The sequence below is a fragment of the Wujia chipingensis genome (assembly GCF_014337155.1).
Taxonomy (GTDB): domain Bacteria; phylum Bacillota; class Clostridia; order Lachnospirales; family Lachnospiraceae; genus Coprococcus_C; species Coprococcus_C hominis.
This window is the reverse complement of sequence record NZ_CP060632.1, coordinates 829,266-855,603: the sequence shown is the minus strand read 5'-3', so window position 1 is coordinate 855,603 and position 26,338 is coordinate 829,266. Positions and strand designations below refer to the sequence as shown.

General features: G+C 46.1%; 23 protein-coding genes. 1 reads left to right on the top strand and 22 read right to left on the bottom strand.

Going from position 1 to position 26,338, the window contains the following annotated elements; all coding sequences use genetic code 11:
- Positions 1–4: 4 nt before the first annotated feature.
- The 20 genes from H9Q76_RS04110 to rpsF form a co-directional block, all read right to left on the bottom strand.
- Positions 5–718 carry a LytR/AlgR family response regulator transcription factor gene (locus tag H9Q76_RS04110; protein ID WP_249321707.1) on the bottom strand — a complete coding sequence of 238 codons (714 nt, stop codon included), beginning with the start codon at positions 716–718 and terminating at the stop codon, positions 5–7.
- 34 nt (positions 719–752) lie between these two features.
- Positions 753–1,931: a hypothetical protein gene (locus tag H9Q76_RS04105; RefSeq protein ID WP_147341757.1), complete on the bottom strand. Its 1,179-nt coding sequence runs from the start codon at positions 1,929–1,931 to the stop codon at positions 753–755.
- 14 nt (positions 1,932–1,945) lie between these two features.
- The gene (locus H9Q76_RS04100) at positions 1,946–3,136 is read right to left on the bottom strand and encodes a hypothetical protein (protein ID WP_021984125.1); all 1,191 of its coding nucleotides are present in this window, start codon (positions 3,134–3,136) and stop codon (positions 1,946–1,948) included.
- A gap of 12 nt (positions 3,137–3,148) precedes the next feature.
- Positions 3,149–4,366: an LL-diaminopimelate aminotransferase gene (locus H9Q76_RS04095; protein ID WP_118671350.1), complete on the bottom strand. Its 1,218-nt coding sequence runs from the start codon at positions 4,364–4,366 to the stop codon at positions 3,149–3,151.
- Positions 4,367–4,675: 309 nt separating this feature from the next.
- Positions 4,676–5,539, bottom strand: coding sequence for a diaminopimelate epimerase (dapF, locus tag H9Q76_RS04090; RefSeq protein ID WP_021984127.1), 864 nt, complete (start codon positions 5,537–5,539; stop codon positions 4,676–4,678).
- A 162-nt stretch (positions 5,540–5,701) separates the two neighbouring features.
- Positions 5,702–7,096, bottom strand: a complete 1,395-nt coding sequence (locus tag H9Q76_RS04085) for a DUF6034 family protein (protein ID WP_118373968.1) — start codon at positions 7,094–7,096, stop codon at positions 5,702–5,704.
- A gap of 18 nt (positions 7,097–7,114) precedes the next feature.
- Positions 7,115–8,581, bottom strand: a complete 1,467-nt coding sequence (locus tag H9Q76_RS04080; protein ID WP_249321706.1) for a DUF6034 family protein — start codon at positions 8,579–8,581, stop codon at positions 7,115–7,117.
- A 98-nt stretch (positions 8,582–8,679) separates the two neighbouring features.
- Complete coding sequence (locus H9Q76_RS04075; RefSeq protein WP_021984130.1) at positions 8,680–9,111, bottom strand: flavodoxin; 432 nt, start codon at positions 9,109–9,111, stop codon at positions 8,680–8,682.
- Between the two features lie 50 nt (positions 9,112–9,161).
- On the bottom strand, positions 9,162–9,749 hold the full coding sequence (locus H9Q76_RS04070; protein ID WP_117780334.1) for a DUF3793 family protein: 588 nt from the start codon (positions 9,747–9,749) through the stop codon (positions 9,162–9,164).
- A gap of 102 nt (positions 9,750–9,851) precedes the next feature.
- Complete coding sequence (locus tag H9Q76_RS04065) at positions 9,852–10,676, bottom strand: hypothetical protein (RefSeq protein ID WP_249321705.1); 825 nt, start codon at positions 10,674–10,676, stop codon at positions 9,852–9,854.
- Positions 10,651–12,081 (bottom strand): sensor histidine kinase, encoded by a 1,431-nt coding sequence (locus H9Q76_RS04060; RefSeq protein ID WP_118671349.1) that lies wholly within the window; start codon positions 12,079–12,081, stop codon positions 10,651–10,653. Before H9Q76_RS04060 ends, H9Q76_RS04065 begins: the two co-directional genes overlap by 26 nt.
- A 17-nt stretch (positions 12,082–12,098) precedes the next feature.
- Positions 12,099–12,752 (bottom strand): response regulator transcription factor, encoded by a 654-nt coding sequence (locus H9Q76_RS04055; RefSeq protein ID WP_118671348.1) that lies wholly within the window; start codon positions 12,750–12,752, stop codon positions 12,099–12,101.
- Entirely contained in the window at positions 12,749–13,732 is a 984-nt protein-coding gene (locus H9Q76_RS04050) for an ABC transporter ATP-binding protein (RefSeq protein ID WP_330594759.1), read from the bottom strand. Before H9Q76_RS04050 ends, H9Q76_RS04055 begins: the two co-directional genes overlap by 4 nt.
- Positions 13,698–14,390 carry an ABC transporter ATP-binding protein gene (locus tag H9Q76_RS04045; RefSeq protein ID WP_117780330.1) on the bottom strand — a complete coding sequence of 231 codons (693 nt, stop codon included), beginning with the start codon at positions 14,388–14,390 and terminating at the stop codon, positions 13,698–13,700. The genes H9Q76_RS04050 and H9Q76_RS04045 overlap by 35 nt, the downstream gene beginning before the upstream one ends.
- An 11-nt stretch (positions 14,391–14,401) precedes the next feature.
- The gene (locus H9Q76_RS04040; RefSeq protein WP_249321704.1) at positions 14,402–17,209 is read right to left on the bottom strand and encodes an ABC transporter permease; all 2,808 of its coding nucleotides are present in this window, start codon (positions 17,207–17,209) and stop codon (positions 14,402–14,404) included.
- Between the two features lie 3 nt (positions 17,210–17,212).
- Positions 17,213–19,522 (bottom strand): biotin/lipoyl-binding protein, encoded by a 2,310-nt coding sequence (locus H9Q76_RS04035; RefSeq protein ID WP_249321703.1) that lies wholly within the window; start codon positions 19,520–19,522, stop codon positions 17,213–17,215.
- Positions 19,519–20,532, bottom strand: coding sequence for an efflux RND transporter periplasmic adaptor subunit (locus H9Q76_RS04030; protein WP_249321702.1), 1,014 nt, complete (start codon positions 20,530–20,532; stop codon positions 19,519–19,521). The genes H9Q76_RS04035 and H9Q76_RS04030 overlap by 4 nt, the downstream gene beginning before the upstream one ends.
- 144 nt (positions 20,533–20,676) lie before the next feature.
- Positions 20,677–20,949, bottom strand: coding sequence for a 30S ribosomal protein S18 (gene rpsR / locus H9Q76_RS04025; protein ID WP_021984140.1), 273 nt, complete (start codon positions 20,947–20,949; stop codon positions 20,677–20,679).
- A gap of 25 nt (positions 20,950–20,974) precedes the next feature.
- Positions 20,975–21,430 carry a single-stranded DNA-binding protein gene (locus tag H9Q76_RS04020; RefSeq protein ID WP_117780326.1) on the bottom strand — a complete coding sequence of 152 codons (456 nt, stop codon included), beginning with the start codon at positions 21,428–21,430 and terminating at the stop codon, positions 20,975–20,977.
- 18 nt (positions 21,431–21,448) lie between these two features.
- Positions 21,449–21,739, bottom strand: a complete 291-nt coding sequence (gene rpsF, locus H9Q76_RS04015) for a 30S ribosomal protein S6 (protein ID WP_021984141.1) — start codon at positions 21,737–21,739, stop codon at positions 21,449–21,451.
- A 258-nt stretch (positions 21,740–21,997) separates the two neighbouring features.
- On the opposite strand from rpsF, the gene H9Q76_RS04010 reads away from it, so the two are divergent.
- Positions 21,998–23,269: an O-acetylhomoserine aminocarboxypropyltransferase/cysteine synthase family protein gene (locus H9Q76_RS04010; RefSeq protein WP_021984142.1), complete on the top strand. Its 1,272-nt coding sequence runs from the start codon at positions 21,998–22,000 to the stop codon at positions 23,267–23,269.
- 67 nt (positions 23,270–23,336) lie between these two features.
- Here the strand turns inward: H9Q76_RS04010 and H9Q76_RS04005 are convergent, their stop codons facing one another.
- A complete protein-coding gene (locus tag H9Q76_RS04005; protein ID WP_118373956.1) occupies positions 23,337–24,284 on the bottom strand; it encodes a hypothetical protein in 948 nt (315 codons plus the stop codon).
- A 26-nt stretch (positions 24,285–24,310) separates the two neighbouring features.
- Positions 24,311–26,320 carry a hypothetical protein gene (locus tag H9Q76_RS04000; protein WP_249321701.1) on the bottom strand — a complete coding sequence of 670 codons (2,010 nt, stop codon included), beginning with the start codon at positions 26,318–26,320 and terminating at the stop codon, positions 24,311–24,313.
- Positions 26,321–26,338 lie beyond the last annotated feature (18 nt).

The window sequence follows — 26,338 nt, the reverse complement described above, 5'->3', positions numbered from 1 at the left end:
TGTATTACACATGCTGTTCTACCATACACATGTACTGTTCATGAAATGATGTCCGGTATGTCCGTCCAATCGGAATCTCCGTACCATTTGACAAAATCACGCTTTCCCGCATCACAGTATCAATATAATTATAATTCACAACATATCCGCCATGACAGCGCAGGAAATTTCTTCCGAGAAGTTTCATAATCTTCGTCAATGACTGATAACATTGGTACGTTCCCTGTGCTGTGTGAATCTGCACAATCCGATCCTGTCTCTCGGCATATATAATATCTGCCTGCCGGATATACATCATCTTTCCATGATTTCTAAGTTCAATAATTTCATGGTCTTCCTGATCACAATAAATCTGTATCGCCTTTTCCATCGCACGCGGCAACATCTTCTCCTCGTTTTGCTTTAACACAAAATAGCAGTGGATCGTATCATACACTTCCGGTGCAAATTCCAATACCCATGTCAGATAGATGATCTGGCACAGCGGCAGCTTTTTATTTAACTCTTTGCTTAATGTAATCCCGTTGAACTGCCGGTTTTCATACTCGATATCCATAATCGCAATATCACATTTTATATCCTGCACCTCCAGTCCCAGATGCATCTCCTGTGGTGTAAGAATCGTAATGTCTTCCTCCTGAACACATTTGCAGGAAAGTAATATTATTTTCGCGCGCTCGGCATCCATTCGTTCATCATCACATATAATAATCTTCATCGTAATAATCGTTCCGTTCCTTCGTATTTCTCTTTCAGCGGCGAACCGTAGACTGCGGAAGCAACACACAGATCTGCCGTTCTCTTCCCTTTTTCCGCAGTTGTTTACTGCCATCATATTTGCCGATCAGTGCATCCGCAAGTGCCTGTTCCTTTTTGTGCGGTACTCGTTTTCCCGTCACATAGTCAACATCCAGAAACAAACTGCCCTTCCGCTCACTCACTGTAAGCTGTACAAATGCGTCCGCCTCTTCAACAACTCCTGCAAATGCCGTCTCCAGCATCGCATCCACAATTACCGTTACATCCAGTTCCGCCTTATCCGTACATTGCAGCGGTTCCACGACTGCCTCAAACAGCAGCGCACGTGCCTGTGCACGCTTCGCATAATCCGCCACGACTGCATCTAGTGTAACATTTCCACTCAGGTTCTGTCCATAGACAAATGGCTGTTTTGCAAGTGCTGCATAATGCATCTGACTTTCCGCCTGTAATTTTTGCAGCGTTTCCTGCTCCCGTTTTCGCCATACGATATCAAGTTTATTATACACATATGGCACATAATTACAAACCATAATCAAAGATACAACCCACACGATACCCAGTGCCAGTACCTCGTACCCTGCAATTGTATTTTTCCGCAACTGATCGATCAGCTTCCAGCGGGATGCCAGAGACACATACGAGATAAACGTGTAGCCAAATACAATCCGTTTGTAGATATACCCGCTTCCCTCATACTCCTGCTTGAACATTTTCTTTAAGAAGAGTGCTGAGAGAATAAATGCCAGTGACATCACTCCAAACACCAGAATGCATGCCCGAACCGGTGCAACCGGTGTAAAGCTTACTAATTTTGTCAGATCTTCATTCAAATCTGGAGATGCGTAACCGAAAATGGAAAATAACAGACTGGTCATGCCCTGTTCCAAAATCAAGATACAGTAATTGCGCCAGAAGCATCCTTCGTTATTGATTACAATTAACAATGCCAGCATCAGGATTTCTGTCAGTCCGCTATAAAGCCAAAGCTTCTCTCCATGATAAAACATCAAAACTTCGTAGATTTCAAAATACCCGACAATCATAAACAGAGACAGCAGACGCATCCATATGCTCCGCCGTCTCCGCTTAATCAAAACCATGCACGTTATAAACAACCACACGGAAATCTCTAGCCCCAGTGCCAACACAGAAAATAATTCTTCTACCATAGTACCCCCACAATTTATCCCTTTGTTTCTTCCTTCTGTACCTGATTTGGAAGCAGCACACAAATCTGCCGTTCTTTTCCTTTTCTTCTGATCTGTTTACTGCCCTCATATTTTCTGATCAGGGCTTCTGCAAGCGTCTGTTCCTTCTTGCGCAGGATTCGTTTTCCTGTCATATAATCGACATCCAGAAACAAACTGCCCTTTCTCTGTCGCACGGTAAACTGTACAAACGCATCAGCACCTGTCGAGACATGTGTAAATGCCGTTTCTAACATCGCATCGGCGATTACCGTCACATCCAGCTCTGCCATATCCGATATATGTACCGGCTCTACGACAGCATCAAACAAAAGCGTTCGTTCCTGCGCACGCTTCGTATAATCTGCCACCACTGCATCCAGCGTCACATTTCCACTCAGTGTCTGTCCATAGACAAACGGTGCTTCTACCAGCCGCTCATAGTGGCGTTCACTCTCTGCCAGCATCTGTGCCAGCATCTGCTGTTCTTTTTTCTGCCATCTGGCTTCTGACCGGTTATAGACATACGGAACATAATTGCATAAAATCACAATTCCTATGATCCACACCACATACAAAACAACAAAATTACTGATTTCCACATCGCCCTGTCGTATCCGGTCAATCAGCTTCCAGCGCGAAGCAAGGGATACGTACGCGATCAGAATATACCCGATCATGATATTCCGGTACAGACGTCCATCCCCGGTATATTCCTTCCGGAAAATGAATTTCAGAATAAGTGTTGCAATGACACAGCACACATTCATCAACCCCAAAATCAAAAAGTTCGTAACAGATATTGGAAGTGGCTGGAATCCGATAATACTCAGCTGGTACTCCTGCAGCTTCGGAAATGGCAGCGCCGCCATTGTAAAAAACAGACTTCCAACACCCTGTTGTAACACAACGATGCAGAAGTTTCTCCATAGATTTCCCTCGTTATTCACGGCAACAACCGTCATCATGACTGCAATCTCCACGAGTCCTGCCGGAAACCACGCTACCTCACCGTGATAACTCATCAAAAACTCATACAGTATAAAATATACCATCAACACAGCCCACATGCCTGCATGAAACAGAAACGATCTCGGTTTCCGTTTCAGCAGGAACATGGAGCTTAAAAACAGCCACGATCCAGTTACAAACCCTAACATAACAAGCTTATAAACATTCTCTGTCATACCAACAACCTGTTACAGCGCCTTCAGCCGGTCAATTGCCTTGACTGTATTCTCATAGGTTCCAAATGCAGTCAGACGGAAATATCCTTCGCCGCTTGGTCCGAATCCAGAACCCGGTGTACCAACGACATTTGCCTTCTCTAACAGATAATCAAAGAACTCCCATGAGCTCATGCCATCCGGTGTCTTCAGCCAGATATATGGTGCGTTCACACCACCGGATACCGAATATCCGGCACTCTTCAATCCATCAAAGATATACTTTGCATTCTTCATATAGTATGCGATCTGCTCGCCAGTCTGCTTCTTTCCTGCCTCAGAATACACAGCTTCACCGGCTGCCTGCACAATATACGGAGCACCGTTGTATTTTGTTCCATGGCGTCTTGCCCAAAGTGGATTCAGGGCAACACCATCTGCGGATTTTAACTCCTTTGGAATCACTGTAAATCCAAGTCTTGTTCCGGTAAATCCGGCATTCTTCGAGAAGCTTCGAAGCTCGATTGCACAAGTCTTTGCACCGTCACACTCATAGATGGTATGTGGTACATCCGGCTCACTGATATATGCCTCATATGCAGCATCGTAGATGATCACTGCATGCTTTTCGTTTGCGTAATCTACCCATTTCTGCAACTGATCCTTCGTGATCGTTGCACCGGTCGGGTTGTTCGGGAAACACAGATAGATGATATCCGGTGTCTCCTCTGGAAGTTCTGGTGCGAATCCATTTTCTTCCTTACATGGCATGTAGATCACATCGCTCCAAAGACCGGTTGTTGCATCATACGTTCCGGTTCTTCCTGCCATAACATTCGAATCTACATAAACCGGATATACAGGATCGCAGACAGCGATCTTATTGTCAAGGGAAAAGATCTCCTGAATATTTCCGGAATCACATTTTGCACCGTCACTGACAAATACTTCGTCGATTGCGATGTCAACACCGCGTGCATTGTAATCATTCTTTACGATCGCACTACGCAAAAACTCATAACCAAGGTCAGGTGCATAGCCTTTAAATGTCTCCTGCACGCCCATCTCGGATACTGCCTCATGCAGACGGTCGATGATTGCCGGTGCGAGTGGCTGGGTTACATCGCCAATACCAAGACGGATGATCTCCTTGTCAGGATTTGCCTCCTGATACGCACGTACTTTCTTGCCGATGGTTGAGAAGAGGTAACTTCCCGGAAGTTTCAAATAGTTGTCGTTTACTTTAAACATGTCTTTTCCTCCTAAATTGTACAATATACATATTCTTATACGAGTTGCCCGGATTATACAATTCTCCGCAGACGCGCTCTCGCTCAGTTCAACACGCAGTGGTACTAAACTCGTGCCAGGCAAGCTGGCACTCATTAAGTACCAGCGTGTTTCAATGGTCTGCTTGAGAATTGTATAATCCGGTCACCTCTATTAACATTTTCTCTAATATAATATTTTAAATTTTTAATCCGTCTCCATTATATTCTATGCGATTTTGCAAACAAAATATATGTTTTCGTAAACTCTGCCTTGTCTGGATTATAATCCCTATACTTCAATTTCTCCGTCGAAGACGACCTTGGCAGGGCCTGTCATGTAGATGATATTCGCGTCGCGGTCCCAGCGGATGATAAGCTCGCCGCCAAGCAGCTTCACTGTCACTTCATCTTCTGTCTTGCCATTTAAGATGCAGGCAACGGCAGTCGCACAGGTACCGGTTCCACAGGCAAGTGTCTCGCCGGTTCCACGCTCCCATACACGCATCTTCGCATACGTCGGGCTGACTAGCTCGACAAACTCTGCATTGACACGACGCGGAAAGATTGGATTGTTCTCGAACAGCGGTCCTACTTCCTCCAACGGGAAGTTGTCGACGTCGTCCACGAAGCTCACACAATGTGGGTTACCCATGGATACGCAGGTAATGCGGTATTCTTTTCCCGCTACCATGATTGGATAATCCTGCACGATATCCCCTGCATCCGGCAGATCCACTGGTACGTCCTCTGGTGCAAGAATCGGGGCTCCCATATTGACACGCACAAGTTCTACTGTCTTCCGTCCGTTTTTCTCCTCATCGCCAAATGTAAACTCCAGATATTTAATACCTGCCAGCGTCTCGATGGACACGGAAGTTTTATCCGTCAGCCCATAATCATACACATACTTTCCGACGCAGCGGATGCCGTTTCCACACATCTCACTCTGCGTGCCGTCCGCATTGTACATATCCATCTTGAAATCCGCCACCTCCGACGGCTTGATCAGGATCAGTCCATCTGAGCCAATTCCGAAATGCCGGTCTGATACCCGCACTGCAAGCTCCGACGGATGCTCTACTTTTTCCTTGAAACAATTGACATAGACATAGTCATTGCCAAGCCCTTCCATCTTCGTAAAATGAAGACGCATATGCTCACCTTCCATCTTTTTTTCGTTTATTTTATATTTTACTCGTTTTTCCAAACTAAACCACTGAAATTTTACCATAAAAAAAAGGAGAGTGCAACGCACTCTCCAATAGAATCTCGATATCGTCTATTTATCCGTCAAATAAATAAACAGCCGGCTTCATTATACTGTGAATGTAAGATCTAAATAATACATATACTGCCCTTCCACGATCTGACCGTCCACGGCACTGACTCCAAACAGATATCGCTCTTTTCCCCCTTCTCTCGTAGATCCATAATACGCCCATATCGGAATCACATTACATTTTCCATCCGTATAACACACATAGACATAATTTAGCTCCACCCGGTCTATCATTATCTTATGGACATCTGCATAGGCATTCGTCTTTTCAAATTTCTGCATATAGTTCTGCGCCGCTGCATCCACCTGTTCCAGGGTAAGAACACTTTCAATTCCGATTCCGGTCTCTTCCACGTCATATGGCGCTGACTGTATATCTGCCACAGCCACGCCGTCAACATCTACCGCAACCGTGATCACCTCTTCCGAAGCCGGCAGTTGATTGGCAATTCCAAATGTAAAATTATATGCACCGGGTGTCCCAGCTACCGGAATTCCATCCCTCGTACGAGTGTAACTAAAGCAGTACGCACAATCGTTCAACGTACTCGGATTCATAGATGCGGCATCTTCATTTGCAACGAGTTTTGCTCCAATACCGGTTTCAAAGCATGTGAAATCGTCATATCCAAGTTTTGCAAGAAACTCATCGGCCTTTGCCTCCGCCTCTCTTATATCCAGCCCCTCCACGGCATCTTCCTCTGTTTTCGGCCGCACTGTAATTTTCGCTTCATACGAATACATATCATACCGCATGTAACGCATGCGGGAATAAGGATATGCATTCGAGTCATAATATGCACATGTATATACATACGGGATCTCATCGATTTCACCATCCACGCGAGCAAGACTCGTCGTGATTCCATCTGCAATCTCATATGTATAAATAGCCTTTCCTGTTTCCTCTGTGACCATTGACTCATCCCGTTGATCTGCAAGCCAGTCCTCCGTTTCCAAATCCGACTGAATACCATTTTCCCATATTGCATGAACGGAACTGTTCTCCGTATCTGTCTGTAACTGTAATTCCTGCTGTCTTTGAAGTAATTGATTCTGTCTGTTTGCAAGCTCCTGCTGACTGCACACCTCATACGGTTTGACCTGCTGCAAAGTCCCCTCGTCAAATATTGTATAGACATGCTCCTTTAGATATGCCTCATCCACTTCCACAGGTTTTGCCCCATAGCAGTGACTTTCTGCAAGCTTTCCTCCGCCTGTCGCATCGGCATCCACCGTGAATGTGATTCCGGAATCACTGATAAGCTCATAGGTCAGATGTCCTGTAATATCTGCATCTGCAGATGTATCACTCGCCAGCTCGTCGTTCTTCTGGTAGTCCTTCGCCAGTTCATCGCCCCGGTCTTTTCCGCAGCCGGCAAGCGCCAGACATGTTACCCCTAAGAAGATCACTTTATTCCATCGTCTCATGATACTATCCTCCCCTTTCTATAAATCAAATGGATTATCTACAACCTTGGAATACACGCCCTCGATAATCTGTCCATCCACCGCACTGACTCCAAACAGGAAACATTCCCGCGGTGAAGCATCTCCACTGTATCTTTCTTGATATGGATTTTGTTCAAACTGATATCCATAATATGCCCACACGGGGATCATATTGTAGTTTCCATCTGTATAACGCACATAAGCATAATTTAGCTTTACATGTGTTACAGAGACTGCCTGTGGTACATTCTTCGTGATATAATCCGGTTGTTTATATTCACTCATGTATTTCTGAGCGGCTGCATCCACCTGCTCAAAGGTAAGATAAGACGTAATACCGGTTCCTTCTTCCTCTAATTCATATTGATTTGCCTGTATCTTCACAGTTGCAACGCCCTGTGCATCCACCGTAACATCGATGGTCTCCTGCGGAGCTGTCAGCTCCCCCGATACGCCAAACCGTAAATCATTAACACCTGCTGTAACCGCTGTCGCAATCCCATCCATCTTCCGGCTATAAGAAAAGCAATACCAACGATCGATCAGATTAGTTCCCATCGCATACGGATCTTCCTCCCTTTCCCTGTAAGCACCAATCTCCGTTCCACAACACACAAAGTCTCCATATCCAAGCTTCTGTAAAAATGCATCTGCCAACGCCTGTGCATCCGTCTCATCCAGATCCGGAACTTCATCCCCGTTCTCCTTCGGCCGCGCAAGAATCTGCTTCCGATATCTGTCGTACCGCATATATAAGGTAACCCAGTTTACATTTTCTACACTGTCTGAAGCCTCCTGATAATACGTTTCATATACATACGGCAGGCCATCAATTTCACCATCCACTCTTGCCCGGCTGATATTCTTACCTTCTGCATCGACATAGCTATACGTTTTCTGGTTGTCTGCTGTGACCGGTATTCTCGGATCCACTTTTTCTTCTCCTGTCAAGGTTGTATGTAGCGCCTGTCCCTTCGTATCGGTAGTGCAGTTCAACTCACTCATATCTGCAAAAAATCCATCCTTCCAGATCTCAGAGATGGCATCCGTCTGAGACGCCGATTGTTCAACTGCCTTGTCTATCTCTGCCCAAAGAGCATCTCTTCGGTCATCCATCTCCTGATCCGTACATACCATATATGGTTTTACTGACTGTGCCGTTCCCTCATCAAACACCGGATATACCTTAGATTCCACATAGGAATCATCAAACACCTGTGTTTTTACTCCATAGCACCGGCTGCCAGAGAGCCGCTCGCCTCCTGTCACATCAGCATCGACCGTAAATGTCACATTGTTATTTCCGGCAACCTGATAGCTGATATTCGATGGCTCTCCCGCCTCAAATGTACCTCCCTCAGCATTTTTCTGATAATCTGAGGCAACATCACCTCTGCCTTTTCCGCATCCTGTCAATAGCGAAAAAAACATTCCTATGCATAGCACTTTTATCCATCGTTTCATCTCGGATTCCTCCCCCTTCTGATTTGATGGTTTCAGTGTAGCATAGGAATGTATCAAATTTGTATCTATTCCAGATAAATATTAAATAATCGCAATTATTACAGACTTGCGAGTGTCTGACCAAGTGCCTTCAGTTCATCCTCTGCGTCCGGACCAGGTGTTCCGTTTACTGCGATACCCTCGCCATTTACAACAGTTGCGCCATCTGCAACGATACGATCCTCCCAGTCACGCATCCACTCCTGATTTCCCCAGCCGTAAGAGCCAAACAGTGCAATCTGCTTTCCAGCGATCACGCCATCAAGCTCACACATAAATGGCTCCATCTGTGTCTCTTCGAGCTGCTCTGCACCCATAGATGGGCAGCCAAGTGCAATCACGGATGCATCCTTCAATGCATCAACACTTGCCTCATCTACCGTGATCAGCTCTGCCTCACCGCCTGCGGCTGCTACACCGTCTGCGATACTGCCTGCCATCATGGCTGTATTTCCTGTTCCGCTCCAATATACAATACTTACTTTGCTCATAACTTATCCCTTTCTTTTTGTTATATATTTGGCGTTTTGCAAGTCACAGCTCAGACTGCGATCTCCCGGATTGTCTTACCCTCCAGAATCTCCTGCAGCACATGCTCCCGTTCCTCGTCAAAACGCTGAAACAACTGTGTCATCTCCTGCTCATTGTGATAAACCTTCCAATATCCGTAAAAGGAAAAATTCTCTCCATCATTCTCCATAAATCCTAAGATGTCCTCGATCGGATACTCCAGGAAAGCTCCCATCTCATGTGGATATGCAATCTCTCCTCTGCTATACTGTTCCACACGCGAAAACAGTCTATGCAGCATCGCAGAAAAATCATCTGCCGGATAGCCATAACCACGCAGAAATTTCTGTACCTTCTCAGATAGAATGTAGCGTTTGAGTGCTTCTCTCCGATACAAAAATAACATGAATTTATTCGCTTTGATTTTTAGAAGATGATAAGAAATCCCGGTTCCCCGCACAAGCTTCCGGATCATGTAAAACTCCTGCATTGTCACTGTGATCAGATTCGAAGCCTTGCTTCCCTTGATCACCGGTGCACAATTGACCGCCATCATCACGGCTGTGTTTTTTTCGAGATCGTTTGATTGTTTGATTTGAACCAGTTCCTGTATTGGCATATCGTTTCCTCACCTTGATGCATATAAGTTAGTTTTAACTAACTTATATGCATCATACAGGAACTTATTTTGAAAATCAAGAATTATATATGAGAAAATATATCATTTGTTGTTCTGTAATGGCATCAGGACGATTCCCTGTCCATGCTCCGTCGTATATTGCAATGCCTGTAGGTTCTCTAAGTCGCCAGATACCCGGAGTGTAATCAATGCTCCATTTTTAATTTCTTTTATCTCCTCTGCGTCCGGGTAAGGAATCGTCACAGACGCAACTGGCATATACTTCATCGCACTCGCCGTGTACAGCTTATTTTCCCCAAGGACATCCCGTATCTGCACATTTTCATAGAAGTCCAGAAGTGTTGTTGTCTGCGCAAACTTCGTGTTGTTTGTCCATGCAAGCAGGATTGTCCCACTCTCTGTCATATAAACGATATTCTCCACGCTGTTATCATACTTCGTAAATGTGATCTTCCAGAGATATGCCGCATAGGTATCAAAGCTGGTGTCCATGTAGCAGTAAAGTTCTGACGAATATGAATACAGATTGTCATACTGTATCTGCACGGAATACGGATACACACCCTGCTTGTAATAGACATCCAACTGCTTCTTCGCAAGTTCCACCGCTTCGACTTCATCCAGAAAGCCCTCTGTGATATCGCATTTTGTCATGTTACTGTCCCATGTGCCGGAGATCAGCTTGATCCGATCGACAGCCGAGAGATTTGAGGATGTATTGCGTGACATCATCGTTCCCGCTTCCAGATAATATTCCTCCGGTGCCACCTCGACGTGATTCGTCTGTTCCGTAAGCGTCCGTGCAAGCAGATATTTCGGTGCTACGATGCTTAGCACGACGATCAGCGCACAACAGACAAATAACAGTCCGACGCGTATTTTATTGTTCTGTAAGATTTTTTTCATGAAATACCACCCACATTGTTGTGCCTTCTCCAACTGTACTTTCGATCTCCAGCTTCTCCCCATGGCTTTCCACAATAGATGCCGCAAGCGAAAGTCCAAGTCCCGCACCGCCTTCTTTCCGTGAACGCGATTTATCTACCATATAAAACTCATCGAAGATTCTTTGTAAATGTTCTTCACTGATACCAACACCAAAATCCTGCACGCCAATCTGCACGCCATCGTCCGTCTGCTTCGCAAAGAACCGAATCTCACTTCCTTGCTCTGACGCCTTTCTGGCGTTGTCTATAATATTGATAAATGCGGATTTCAAAAGATTGCTGTCTCCCTCGATCCTCGCTTCCACCGTCGTACAGACAAGCGTCTGGTTCTTCTGCGCCAGGATTGGCGTCACACTCTCCGTAACCTCCTGCATGAAGTTCACAACCGAGATCGGTTGAAACTCAATCTTTCTGTGTTTCGTGTAAATAAAATCAAACAGCTTCATCGACATTGCCTCAAGACGTTTTCCTTCATGGAAAATATACGATGCCGCAAGCACCTGATTCTCCCTTTTCATCTCCTTGGAACGCAGCATGTCCGCATACCCGATGATCGTTGTCATCGGCGTTTTGACCTCATGCGTGAAATCTGCCACGAACTGTTCCTGTCGTGTCACCATTCCCTGCAGTTCATCCATATGCTCACACACTGCATCCGCCATCTGGTTGTAGGTCTGTGCCAGTGTACCTACTTCATCGTGACTGCGCAGATGCACGCGGCTCTCGTAATCGCCCTCTCCAAACTTCTTCGACGCCCGGTTCAGCGTCTCCAAAGGCTTCGTCAGAAGATAGGTAATCACAAACACTGCCACCGTACAGCAAAGCACGACAATACCTAAAAGCAGGACAAAATACCGCCGTTCATTCTCCACCAGCTGATATGTCTCGGTGATATCCCGCGCATTGATAATATTCATCTTTTTGTCCTGAACCAGACTTGTCGAACAGGAAAACAGATAATACCGCCCGGCTTCCTTCGTGATCATGTACTGCTTCTGCCCAATCACTGCGGTACTCCACAGCTCCTCCGGGCAGGAAAGTTTATTGTCGTCTGCCGCAGAATGCACAACCTCCGCACCATCGTAGAACACATAGACACCTTTGTTGTTTCCGCCCATTTTACCTACGACATCGGCACTTAAATTCTTCATCTGATACACAAGATTTGACGGGGAAGAATTGATCGTATCGAGCAAACGATACTCGATCGTCGATTGCAGCAGATTGTTTTCCTCGATCGAGGTTTTGATCTGTGCATCAAGCGCAAGCTGGAAATTCCGACGGATCATAAAGAATCCGACGGTTCCAATTCCAAGCGATAATAATATGATATTGATAATTACAACTTTATAACGAAACTTCACGAATCTTCTCTATTCCTTTAATCTTCCAGCCGGTATCCAACCTTGTAAATCGTCCTCAGCTTGTCAGTCAGACCAAGCTTTTTACGGAGACGCTGTACATGCAGATCAAGGGTACGCGTATCGCCGTAGCTGTCATTTTCCCAGACAAGCTCGTAGATTTTATCCCGAAACAGGGTAATATTTTTGTTGCGTACAAATATCTCCAACAGCATAAACTCTTTCGGTGTCAACTCGACTGGCACGCCATCCCGCAGTACTGTACGATTGTCCGTATTGATGACAAGATCGCCATACACAAGTTTTGTCACATCCTTATGAAACCGCCGTAGCACAACCTGTACACGTGCGATCAGCTCCACGATCTCAAATGGCTTCACGATATAATCCTCGGCACCAAGATTTAATCCTTTGACACGGTCGTCCAGTCCTGCCTTTGCCGTCAGGAAGATCACCGGCGTTCCCGTCGGCTTGATATATTCTAACAGTTCATATCCATTTACCTTCGGCAGCATGATATCCAGTAAAACCAGATCAAACGTCTGTGTCTCTATCTGATCCGCTGCCGCCATACCATCATATACACAGGTGCAGGCATATCCGGCATCCTCCAGATTCATCCGAATGAGATCCGAAATCGCGCGTTCATCCTCCACTACCAGTATCTTAATCATTCTTTCTTTTCCTCCGCCTCGATCACGACGCGTCCATCCTCGATGCGCACCTTGACCTTGTTCGTATCAATGCCTGCTGCCGCAAGCATATCATCGCTCAGCTGCACACGATGTGCCTTATCCAGCACGGAATATTCCTCATGTGTCTCATCCGTCATATCCGGTGATTCCAACTGATCCAGCATATCCCGGTAATGCTGTTTCAGGATCTTCTCTGTACTGATCTTGCCATCCGAAATCATGACAACACGGTCTACCTTATGTGCAAGCTTCATATCATGCGTGACTATGATGATCGTAAGTCCAAGCTCCCGGTTTAACTTCCGGAACAGATCCTGAATGTTCGAAGAAGTCTTTGTATCAACCGCTCCGGTTGGCTCATCGGCAAGCAGGATTTCCGGCTCATTCGCAAGTGCGACCGCGATTGCCACTCTCTGCTGTTCTCCACCAGACATCTGTGCCGGGTAAGAACCCCGTTTATGCTCCATGCCAACTAACGCCAGCAATTCCTCTGCCTTCTCCCGCCGTTTCTTCGCGCTTTTATGGATTGCAAGCATTGGTGCCTCAATATTTTCCAGCGAAGTCAGATACGGAAACAGATTCCGTCCGCTCTTCTGCCATACAAACCCGATCTGTTTCTTCCGGTACTGCACCATCTGACGCTCTGTAAATTCCGCCAGATTCTGCCCATCCACGATGATCCGTCCGGCGGATGGCACTTCCAGACCTCCAACGATATTCATAAGCGTACTTTTTCCGCTTCCACTCTTCCCGATGATTGCCATCAGTTCCCCGCGATTGACCGTCAGGTCAAGTCCCTGCAAAGCAAGCACCTCAACCTCTTTTGTCTTATAGATCTTCACGAGAGAATCGCAGACGATCAGAGGAGCAGTTTCCGCCAGATCTGCCTCCTCCGCCATGTCGTTTTTCCTATCTTCCAATGTATCATTCTCGTATTTGTCTGTCAATAATCTCACCATCCTCCAACTCATAGACAACATCGCCAAGCTCCATCAGGTTTGGATCATGTGTTGTCATAACGATCGTCACGCCTTCTTTCTCGATCAGGTTTCGGAACAACTGCATGACCCGAAGTCCAGACTCGGTATCCAGCGCTCCGGTCGGTTCATCTGCAAACACAACCTTCGGCCGGTGTGCCACTGCCCGCGCGATTGCGACCCGCTGTTGCTCTCCACCGGACATCTGTCCCGGCATATGCCGCATACGCTCTTCCATTCCGACCAAGGCAAGTGTCTCCCTGATTCGTTCGTCAACCTCCTTCGCGGTCAGCTCCGGTTCTGCCAGCCGCATTGCAAAATCCACATTCTCATATGCATTCATAATCGGGATCAACGCAACTGCCTGAAAGACAAACCCAATTTCTTTTCTTCGCAGTTGTTCCTTCTGTGCATCTTCCATCTCCGAATACACCTGTCCATCGAAACTGACATCCCCCTCTGTCGGTGCATCCAGGGCACTTAATATATTCATCAATGTGGTCTTTCCACTTCCAGAACGTCCCTTCAATATCGTAAGTTTCCCTGCCGGTATATCAATATCGACATGCTTCAAGGCGTAGAATTCGCCGTCACCAACCGGGAACATCCGTGTAATATTTCTTGCTTCAATGATATTCATAAGCGAAACTCCTACTCCTCTCCTAATTTCAATGCCTGCGTGATATTCAGACTCCGTACCAGTCGCCGCAGGATCACGATACACAGCAAAATCATAACCAGGAGCACCGCGACAAGCTTCAACACATCCATCTGGTCGAGATAGACATAGATGCTTAAGTTATGTTTCTGCGGCAGATAAATCACACCAAATAACCGCACAAACAGATATGTCGCCACACCGCCGCAGGCACCACCTGCCAGAATCGATGGCAATGTGGAAAACAGATGCTCGTTTACAAGCATACGGTTTATCTCCTTCTCGCTTAAGCCCATTGCCCGGTATACTCCGAAGAGCAGTTCCCGCTGCCGGATCGATGAGATCCAGTAAATTAAAAATCCAATCATACACAAGATCAACGCGATAATAAAGCTCAACGTAAACATACCGTTCGTGATCCGTATCATAGCAGTCTCTTTCATGGCATCTATATCCCGGTCCAATGCCGTATAGGAGGATAGCTTCGTGCCACCCGCATCGATCACCGCCCGTACCGCATCACTGTCCACGCCATCTGCCAGCTTGTACCATATCTCATACGGCGAGATTTTGAAGCTCTGCACCGTCTTCGCATAATTGGCAACAATCAGATAATGCTCTGTCTCTTCTCCATCTTCATAGGTATACTGGACAAAGCCCGGCCACGCATCTACGATCGCCACGACCTTTCCGCTGATCGTACCACGCACCGTCTCTTTCTTCAGGACAGAATCTCCATATCTGGAGCAATCCACAACATCCCCCACTTTGACCTCCAGTGCCGCTGCCAGATTCTTCGACAGAATCACACCATTTTCCTGCTGTGCCAGTTCATTTAAATATGTATACCAATGAACGTCTCTGTTTAGTTCCTCCTGCAAATACGCAGTCTCACCAAAATCTTTTGTATGGATTCCCATGAACTCACAGTTAGCAATCTTCGTTTTTCCCCGGCTCACCGATATATTGTTGGTTCGGATTACCTTTGCCATGCTCGTGCAAAGTCCCTGCTTGACCGGCTCGTCATATTTGACCGGATCTGGCTCCACATAGTTATAGTCGATATCATTGGCAGACACATAAAATGCCTGCATCTTCCATGTCTCCTGCAAACGGATATCGGCTCCATCTGCATAGCGGATCCGGTTTTCATAGTTCTGGTTGATCGTGCGCGCCGCATTGGCATTGAACAGTCCCATTGCCACGGTCAGAATCAAAAATACCGAGATAAATCCCTGCTTGCGGAAGTTCCGCGTGATCTGCAAGAACGACGCGTACACTGCCGGACGCCACTTTTTTCTGCCGATATGATAGACAAGCTGCACAAGATAATGCAGCAACCGCAGCACAACAAGTCCCATCGCCACGATAAACAATACAGAATCCAAGAAGATCAACGGATCCATCTTCGCCCCAAGCAGTGCCCGTGCACGGATCTTATCAATCTCCTGATTGAAATTGTGAAGCAGATAGATTGAAACGCCAAGCAACACGATATCCAGAAAATATTTTTCCCAGAACATCTTCTTGTTGATCTTCTGATCAGATTTTTGCTGTACAATCGATACCCCGGAATGAATCACGACCGGAATCAGGATGAACAGAATTCCAACGGCAGACGCCGCCAGTCCATAGACAAGCATCACTGGTGTAAAATGATACATCGAGAGATTCCCGGCATGGAATGTCAGGAAATCTGTGGTCGATGCAGCCAGCTTACAAAGTCCATATCCAAGTGGCGTTCCAATCAGCATTGCCACCAGACAGAGAATACACGCCTGCAACGCATAGAGCGCTACAATCTGGCTGCGGCGGTATCCCCGGCTCCGCATCATGGCGATCTCGCCCTGTTCTGTGTCGATGATCTGTCCAGTCACCATATAGATAAATGCAAGCACCAGACCAAGCAACGGAAGCTCCAATACCCAGAGCGTGATATCTATCGTTTTCTTGTCCTTCTGGTACTGCTTGAGCAGATTCAGGAACGAATCGGTAAAGCTCTCATCCTCCTTATGAAATTGCTCAATATAATATTGCACATCTGCTACATTCTTCTGATTGATCTTCGTATAATCAAGCAGCACATTGGTCGCATAGTTGATCTTTTCCGGTGCAAACTGCTTCACGATGGCATCAAAGGTTTCCTCACTTACAAACATCTCCTGTTCCATCGTATTCGGCGCTGTATACCAGAAGGTGTCTGTGCTGTCCGTCTCCTTGAAGATACCACAGATCTGCAGCTTCAGCGTTTCCCCGTCTGCATCTGTCCAAAGTGGGAATTCCAATGTCTCACCGACTGTAAAGCCGCAGGCATCCATCACACTCTCGGACAACATACAGCCATACAGATTCCCAGCATACGCATCGTAGTCCTCGCCGACAAGCACCTGTGTATGTGCCAGCATATCAGGCATATACGATACCTTCAGATATTTTCCTTTTCCACCATACGCGCCCTGTGCGGACTGTTCATCCAGCGTCAGAATGGTCTGCGTATTCACCGCCTGTATGGATCCAAGATATTTCTCCCATGTCTGCTGATACCCTTTCATACCGTCGAGCACAGCCGCAGCTGTCTGCCGCTTCTCCGTCACATAAGCACCTGTTCTTCCGATCACCGCCGGATATGCCTCTGCTTCCTCACCTGCATTATGAAAGCTGTCCAGCAGCATCTTGTTGAGCGAGCCTGCCTTGAACATTGGCTGACAGGAAACCGCTGCCACAAGAAAGACAAGTCCCAGAAGCAGGCAGGTCGTCAACCATTTTTTGTTTTTAATTTTTTGTAAAACAAACCGTATCATCTTTTACTCCTCTTCCTCTGAAACTGGTCCCGCCAGTATATCTCCCTCCGAAATACCATTAAATATACATGCCACTACATCGCCCTTTTTATATTTGGATGTATCCTGTGCGCTGTTGCTGATTGCGGCATCCACATATTGTTTCTCGATATTTCCATCTACGATTTTCCACACATAATAGAAATCCCCGGATGTCTCCTTGCCTGAGTTCGCCTTCTCTGTGTAGAGCGCATCTGCCGGAATCGTGTACACATCCGAATAAGAAATCAGCGGATAGGAAATTATCTGACTTCCGGTCATATTCTCCACGGATGCGTTCCCGTCTAATTTCACATAGTACATCCGGCTGTCGTCCGTCAGACTCTGCGTGATATAGACACGATCCCCTACCGTCGTGACATAATACTCTTCCTTTGTTCCTTCCGTGATTCCGTTAGAACCACAGATGATGCCCTGTATCGTCTTTCCACTTTCCTCATCCTGCACCGATACAGGTGTCCCGTTCGCAACCTTGCTGTTTCCACCATACAATGCCAGCTTCTCCTTCACCGGCGTATCAATCGCCAGAATATCCGAGTTAAGCTCCAGCTTGCCTCCGGTGTCTCTCCAGAAATCCAACACCTCGCCCTCCTGCTCAGCGCAGATTGACATGACACCTGTTCCGTCATTGTTACAGCTTGCCTCCGTATATGCTTCCTCTGACTGCTTGAGCTGATATGTATAATCCAGCGTCTGTATTTGAAAATCCAGATTCTCAATCTGAATATCGACATCCAGCATAGATGAAAGATTCGGATTTGCCTGTTCTTCTGCATCACCGTCGGTTGCTGTCTGTGCATCCGTACCGGTTGCAAGTGGTGTCTGTCCGGCAGTCAGCGTTGCCTGCTTTTCCTGTTGCAGCGACTGAAGTGTATTCTCATGTGCCTGCACTGCTTTCGTGCGATTTTCTTTCATATCCTCAATTCCTGACCGCATCTCCGCCAGCTTCGCGCTGCCTTCATTCGTTCGAACCTTGAGTAACACATCGCCCTTTTGCACATAATCTCCATTGGATACACAGATTTCCTGAATTGTACCTTCATATGGAGATGTGTAATTGATCCGCATCGTATCTGCAATCGCATAGCGGTTTGTATAAAACATCGAATCATAATTCGTTGGAGCACTTACCGTATATTCCTCATATGCATCCGGCCATGCAGCCTCTGATGTATAATACACTTTTTCTCCCTCAGAAAGCCCGGATATCACCTCTGTATTTACCGTGTCACTGACTCCTGTCTCAATGTAGCGCTGTTCGCGCTGCTCCCCATTTTTTACATAGACAAATGATCCCTGATCGTCCTCATAGATGGAATCATTTCCGACATACAGGGCATCTTCCACGCGGTCTCTGACGAGATAAACGGCGATTACAGAACCGACTGGCGCGCTCTTTTGAGCATCCTCATACTGCATTCGAAGTGCCGGATATTTCTGCTGATTTTCGGCTGTCAGGCGCTCCTGTGTTGTATAGGCATACTCCCGAAGCGAAATTTTCGCGCCATCCTGTATCGTATAATAACGGTCGTATTTCTCCAGAAGCTTGTCTTTGATCGTTGTATTCTGTATCTGAATATATGTATCCTCATAATCTGCAATCGTGATAACATTCATCGAGCTTGTAACTTGATTGCCATATGTAAACTGACGCACATAAGAAACATACCCGCTTGCAGTTGCCTTGAGGGTTCCATCTTCAATGATCTCCTGTTGCTTCTGAATCTGATCATCGTAATCGGCAAGCTGGTGCTTGTAAAGCAATTCATCATAATTGGCATTTTCCTGTTCCGTCTCGATCTCTTTTCCTGTTTTCGCAGCACTGTCAGAATCTCCCAGTTGATTTTCTCCCGCCTGTTTCAGATTCAGCTTCTGTATCGTGAGCTGTTGTTTCTGCACCTCCAGCTCACGTTTTTGCACGAGCAGACTCCGGGATTCTTCCAGATCCTGTTTTGCCTTTTGTGCCGCTTCCAGATCCGCAGTAGCTACCACCTGTCCAGCTTCCACATAATCTCCAACGTCGACAAGGACTTCTGCCACGCTGACCTGTGTCGTCCAGAACACTGCATGTTCTGTTGGCACGATCGATCCATATGCGATTTTCAGATCGCCTACATCTCCCACAGATACTTCCCGGTACGATTCCGTTCCAGATACCGGTTCCAGCAAAGCTGGCGCATCTGCATATTTCGTTCCACAGGCAACCAGAGAGACCGCGCAGAGTACACTCATCAAAAATCCCAGCTGTCGTTTTAGTTTCTGTCCGATTCTCATTTTGCAATCACCACCTTGTCGCCCTCTTTTAAACCATCTTCAATCACTGTATAGCCATCAATCGTTGCCCCAGTCTGCACCTGTATGCCATGTCGGAATCCGTCTTCATCCAGCACATAGACGTAATTGTCATTTCCCACATACACGATTGCATCCTCCGGTACATACAGGACATTCTTGAGCACATTTTTCTCGATCTCCAGATTCAGTGAATCCGAGCTTGGCCGTTTCGCTGAGTCAACCAATGTAAATGTAAGCTGCCGTTTCATCCCGGCATCCGTATCCGACGCCAGCACATCAATCGCTGTCAATCTGACCTCATAGCTTCCAACGCCAAAAGTTGCCGTAAATGTCTGTCCTACCTCAAACGCATAATCATCCTCTGTCGTCGTAGTATAATTGTCTGAGCCATACAGGATCGTTACAACTGCATCTCCGGCATACACGGTTCCATAATCAAGCATATCCGACAGGCTGCTCACAATGCCGCTTCCCTCTGCCTTAATCGTATAAGCTTCCAGTCTTGCGTCCAGATCTTTGATGTACAGTCCTGCAATCTCCTGGTCTTTCTTTAACTGCTCGATACTCTCCTGGTGTTCATCTGTCTGATTGATTGCATCCAGCTTCGTATAATGGTCGATCAGAAGCGCATCCTCTTCCACACGGTTTTCATACTGTCTTCGTTCCTCCGTTATATCCTCCGAAGAGAAGGTGACAAGTGTGTCTCCATTTTGCACGACATCTCCAACATGGACAAATACCTGATCAACCTCCATCTCATCATGATCGGGATAGTATTCTTTCCGTTCAAACTGTTCTGATTTCAATCGCAGATCGAGCACCGGCGCAATGTCTCCATGCACGACTGGCTCGGTTGTGTATGTAATTTTCTCATATTCCGGTATCGTGATCACAAGATCATCCGTCTGGGTTTTGCCGGCACATCCGCTGAGCAGTCCCACACAGAGTACCATCACGGCTGCCATTCGTCTTTTTCTTATCTTTCTCACCACAATCTCCTCACAGTATCCTTTATTTTACTGTTCTTATCTTACCATGAAAATGTATCTAATTTGTATCAATTCGTACATATTATGACAAAAAAAGAACTCCAATCTGCAGAAATCCGCAAATTGGAGTTTTATACGTTCTTCTTACTCTACAACGTAAGGGATAAGAGCTACGTGTCTTGCTCTCTTGATTGCAACTGTAAGTGCACGCTGATGCTTTGCACAGTTACCAGTAATTCTTCTAGGAAGAATCTTACCTCTTTCAGAGATGTATCTCTTAAGCTTGTTTGTATCCTTGTAATCAATTACTGCATTCTTCTCTGCACAGAATACACAGACCTTTTTTCTTCTACGAATTGGTCTTCTCTTCATAGGAGCGTCTGGACGATCGCTCTTCTCTGTCTTATTGTAAGCCATTACTAATTACCTCCATTTAATTTCCTTACTTAAATGGTAAATCGTTGCCTGTCAATCCTGTTGGAATATCCATGAATCCATCTGCACTGGCATTACCAGGTGCTGGTCTGTCTTCCTGCTGATATCCACCGCCGTTGTTTCCAGATGCATTCTTGCTCTCTGCAAACTCCTGCTCTTCTACGACAACTTCTGTTGTATAAACTTTATTGCCGTCCTTATTAGTATAGCTGCCTGTCTGAATACGACCTGTAATCGCAATCTTTGTACCCTGCTTCAAATACTTCTCAGCAAACTCTCCGTTTCTGCCAAATGCAACACAGGAGATAAAATCTGCTGTCTGCTCATTTCCAGAATTGTCTCTTCTCTGGAATCTACGGTCAACTGCAAGTGTATATCTTGCGATTGCTAAAGGCTCTGCAGCCTGTGAATATCTAACTTCCGGATCACGAGTTAAACGACCCATCAAAATTACTTTGTTCATCGGAAATCCTCCTAACTATTACTCTGCGTCCTGTCTAACACAAAGATATCTGAGAACAGATTCCATAATACGAACACTTGCTTCGATCTGAGCTGGAGCTTCAGCGTTTGCATCAAACTGGATGAAGTAGTAGAAACCTTCCTTCATCTTCTGAATCTCGTATGCTAATCTCAGCTTGCCTTTTTCGTCAACGTTTGTGATTGTGCCGCCTGCCTTCTCGATAATAGCCTTAGCCTTATCTACAACAGCAGTTCTTGCGTCATCATCAATCTTTGCGCTAACAACCAACGCCAATTCATACTTGTTCATGTTATTGCACCTCCTTATGGTCTATTGGCCTCCGAACTGGTCGGAAGCAAGGAATATAAAAATATATCACAGAGTTAGATATTACCATACGGAATTTTATTTTGCAAGCAATTTTTTCAGAATTTCTCATTTTTTTCGTCGTTATTTCGCGAAATAACATGCAAAGCTCTCGCTTACACCCGACTGTTGTATTAATATAGTATTTATGTTACATTAAATCATAGTAACTACTATATACCATAGGAGGGTTTTATTACAATGAAAGATGAAACAAAATGCCTGCATGCAGGCTATACACCAAAGAATGGCGAGCCTCGTGTTCTGCCTATCGTCCAAAGTACAACGTATGTGTACGAATCTGCCGCAGAAGTTGCCGGCATCTTTGATGATCCAACAAAAGGACTCTGTTATTCCCGTTTTGCCAATCCAACAGTCATGGCAGTCGAGGAGAAAATTGCAGCCCTGGAAGGTGGTGTCGGTGCCATGTGTACCACTTCCGGACAGGCAGCTACCTTGCTTTCCATCTTAAATATCTGTCAGGCTGGTGACAGCATCATCAGTACCCCTGAAATCTACGGCGGCACGATCAATCTGTTCTCTTTCACTTTGAAGAAGCTTGGCATTGAATGTATCTACGTGGATAAAAATATGTCTGACGATGAGATCAAGGCCTGTTTTAAAGAGAATACAAAGCTCGTGTTTGGCGAGACAATCGCAAACCCGGCGCTGACTGTATTTGATATTGAGCGTTTCGCAAATATTGCACATGCAATGGGAGTTCCATTGATCGTAGACAACACATTTGCAACTCCGATTCTCTGTAAACCTTTTGACTTCGGTGCTGATATCGTCGTACATTCCACAAGTAAATATATGGATGGACATGCCGTTCAGATCGGCGGTGTCATCGTAGACAGCGGCAAGTTCAACTGGGATAATGGCAAGTTCCCAGAGCTTGTCGAGCCTGACGAATCCTACCATGGAACCTGCTATACAAAATCTTATGGCAATATGGCATATATCGTCAAGGCAAGAATGCAGCTCATGCGTGACTTCGGTGTATATCCAGCCGCACATTCTGCATTCCTGTTGAATCTCGGATTAGAGACTCTTCCAGTTCGTATGAAGCAGTATACAGAAAATGCAATGGCAGTTGCAGAATACCTTGAAAAGAGTGACGCAGTTGTCAGTGTCAGTTGTCCAGCACTTCCTTCTGATCCAAACCATGCACTTGCAGAAAAATATCTCGGTGGCAAATCCTGCGGTGTTATCTCCTTTATCATCAAGGGCGGACGTCCGGCTGCGGCAAAATTCATGGATTCATTAAAGCTTGCCTCCAACGAAGTGCATGTTGCAGATATCCGTACCTGTGTCCTGCATCCAGCAAGTGAAACACATCGCCAGTTATCCGACGAGCAGCTTGTTGCAGCTGGTATTGATGCTGGTATGGTTCGTTTCTCTGTTGGTCTGGAGAACATCGATGATATCTTAGAGGATTTAGACGCCGCATTAAAAGCAGCTATGGAATAATTGATAGATTCTGTATCCATAAAAAAGGGTTGAAACAACTATGTTTCAACCCTTTTTCTTATCCTGCTTATATCTGTAATTCCAAAACACTTCCGAGGATTGCTTTCGGTTCCTTCACTTTCCGCTCTTCCGCATAGAATGCTTTGTTGTATTCCTGCAATTTCTGCATTGCGATCGGCTTGTCCACTTCCTCATACATCTGTGCATTCTTTGCACTAACCAGATTCGCCATACTAATAAAGCCAGGTTCAATCGCAATACCGCTGTCTTCTACCGGTGTGTCCGACTCCTTCGCCGGTCCCCACCATTTCATACCGATGGTATCTGCGTATTCTTCCGTTGGTGTCTCACACAGAAACTCCAACGCATACTGTTCTACCTGCTGCTTCGTACACACGATCTTCTTGCACCCAGTCACATGTCCTTTTTCATCCACGCGTCCAATCATCGCTGGATACGTGTCTACACTATTCAGATAATGACAATCAATCTCATGCATCCGTAGCTCTGTACGCTTGATGCCGCGTCGTTTCAGCAAAACTGCGAAATCCGGTCGCACATTCATCATCCAACGTGCAAGCGGATTTCGATATTCGCGTTCTTTTCCAGACCATCCATTGATATGCTTTCCAAGATCGAACCCCGGATTTTCTATATCCAGTTCCTTATCCAGATTGTAAATCTCCGCAGCATTCACTGCCTTGGCATCTACATCCTCAAGCATCGCCCCCTGCGCCTCTTCACCTGCATACAGTGCACGTAACTTCCGGTTTGCAAATGTCACAAGCTTCCGGTTAAATTCAGCTTTACTGTCCGCATAATTGAAGTAATCACGCAGGAACGCCGGCATATAATATGCCTGCATTACTTCGTAAGTCTTATTTGTAAAATTGTCAGAATCGATCTTGACACGTTTGCATCCGTTCAAAATCTGGAACAGATACGCGGAAAACTGAGCTTCATCCCTACACAGGGAGCGCTCTCCATTTATATAGTCATTGATCAATATGTCCATATGTTTTACCACCATTTATTTTTATCTTAGTTCCCAAAAGTATGTATACCGAGCTTTGCGGCTGATCCCTTTGAGAAGTGCCAGTACATTGGTGAACCGTCACATTCCAGTACCACATAAACTGTCTTATCTTCCGATACATCACTAAAATCCAGATCCGGATAATTCTCACGGATATCCGGTGCATCACCGTTCGATGCAGTAAATGTACCTGTGTAAGTTCCACCATACTCTTCATCGTTCGATACAAGCGATACAGTTACCTCTCCATCAAACAATCCATCTACCAGATTACCAGAACGGGTTACCGTTACAAGCTCATCGCCAGCGTCCTCGTTGACAGATGTCTCAGTACCTGCACCGTTCGGTTTATCGTTGCTCCATGCACCTTCATAAACCAGATATGCCTGATTATAACCATCCATCTTGACGAACATCGTTCCCTGTCCACTTCGCACACCGTTCTCGTAATCACCATAATAGAAGTAATAGCCAGAACTCAACAAAGTAGAATATGTGTAAACGCCCGCAGCTTTTCCTGTATAGGAGCTGTCATAGCCATCCGTTGCATAAACATAAGAATCACCGTCCATATTTGCAACAACTGTACTTGCATTATCGGAACCATCCACGTCCATCATGCCTGCATAATCGGAAGCTGACATCAGGCTGATTACCTGCTCCATCAGATCATGTCTGGCTGTCATCAACGCACGCTCTGACTCAATCTTCTCTGTATAAGAAGAGAAGTCCACATCCGACATGCTGTCCGCATATGTATTGATAAAGGATTCTGCCTGATCATACTGCTGTGCATCCATCATATCATCCAAAACAGCATATGCACATGCCTTTCTTCCACTCAGAGCCGACTCATTCGTACTGTCGAGATCTAAAGCATCTCCATAAGCAGCAATCTTATTTTCATAATCAGAGTTATCCATTGCATCGGCACGGTCTACATATGCGGTTACGAGGTTCTTCTTCAGACCGTTGTCATTTGTCAGGTTATACCCTTCCTTATATGCATCGATCAGAGAATCCGTATCACTGTAAAGATCATCTGCGTATTCATAGAATGCTACGATATCCTCACTGTTCTCTGTTACTTTATCTGCATCAAAGCCCGTGATTGTTGTACGGAACTCTGTGAAATTCTCTCTTGCCCCATCGCTTTCACCGGCACTAATCTGTGCGGATAACAAACCGTTCATAGCCGGAACCCGGTCATCAAAGATACCAAGTGCTGCTTCATACGCCGTGACAGCTTCTTCGTAATTGCTGTCTGTCATCGCCTTCTCAGCAACATCCATCTTCCTCTCATACCGTTTCTCTGGCGTAAAGAACAGGAAATATGCGCCTGCGCCCAGTGCCAATACCACAACGACGCAGATAGCCACGATCAGACCTGTCTTTTTCTTCTTTGGTGAACCATCTTTGTTTACTTTTGGCTGTTTTGGTGCCTTCGGTTTTTTCTCCTTCGGAGCTTTCGGTGGTTTCGGCGCCTTTGGCGGCTTTCCACCATTCATCGGCGGCATCTGTCCGTTATTCGGCATCATACCCATCGGTGCTCCCATTAGTCCATTTGGCATCTGTCCCATTGGTGCTCCCATCGCTCCATTCTGCATCTGTCCCATTGGCGCTCCCATCGGTCCGTTCGGCATCTGTCCCATTGGCGCTCCCATCGGTCCGTTCGGCATCTGTCCCATTGGTGCTCCCATCGGTCCGTTCGGCATCTGTCCCATCGGCATTCCCATCGGCGCTCCCTGTGGTGGAAGCATCTGTGTCTTGTCCTCAAACTGTGGTGCGCCCGGTGCTGGTGCTGCACCCATCATCGCTGGTTCTGGTCCAGTCAGAACCGTCGTTGCACCTTCCGTATCATCGTCATCCTCAGGTGGCATATCTTCTGCGCGCAATACCGTTGTCGCGCCCTCTTCTTCGTCCTCAGTTTCTGCATCCATCGCACGTAATACGGTGGTGGCACCCTCTTCTTCATCCACGTCATATCTGGATTCCGGATTCTTATTTTCGTCCATATCGTTTCCTCCTGCAAA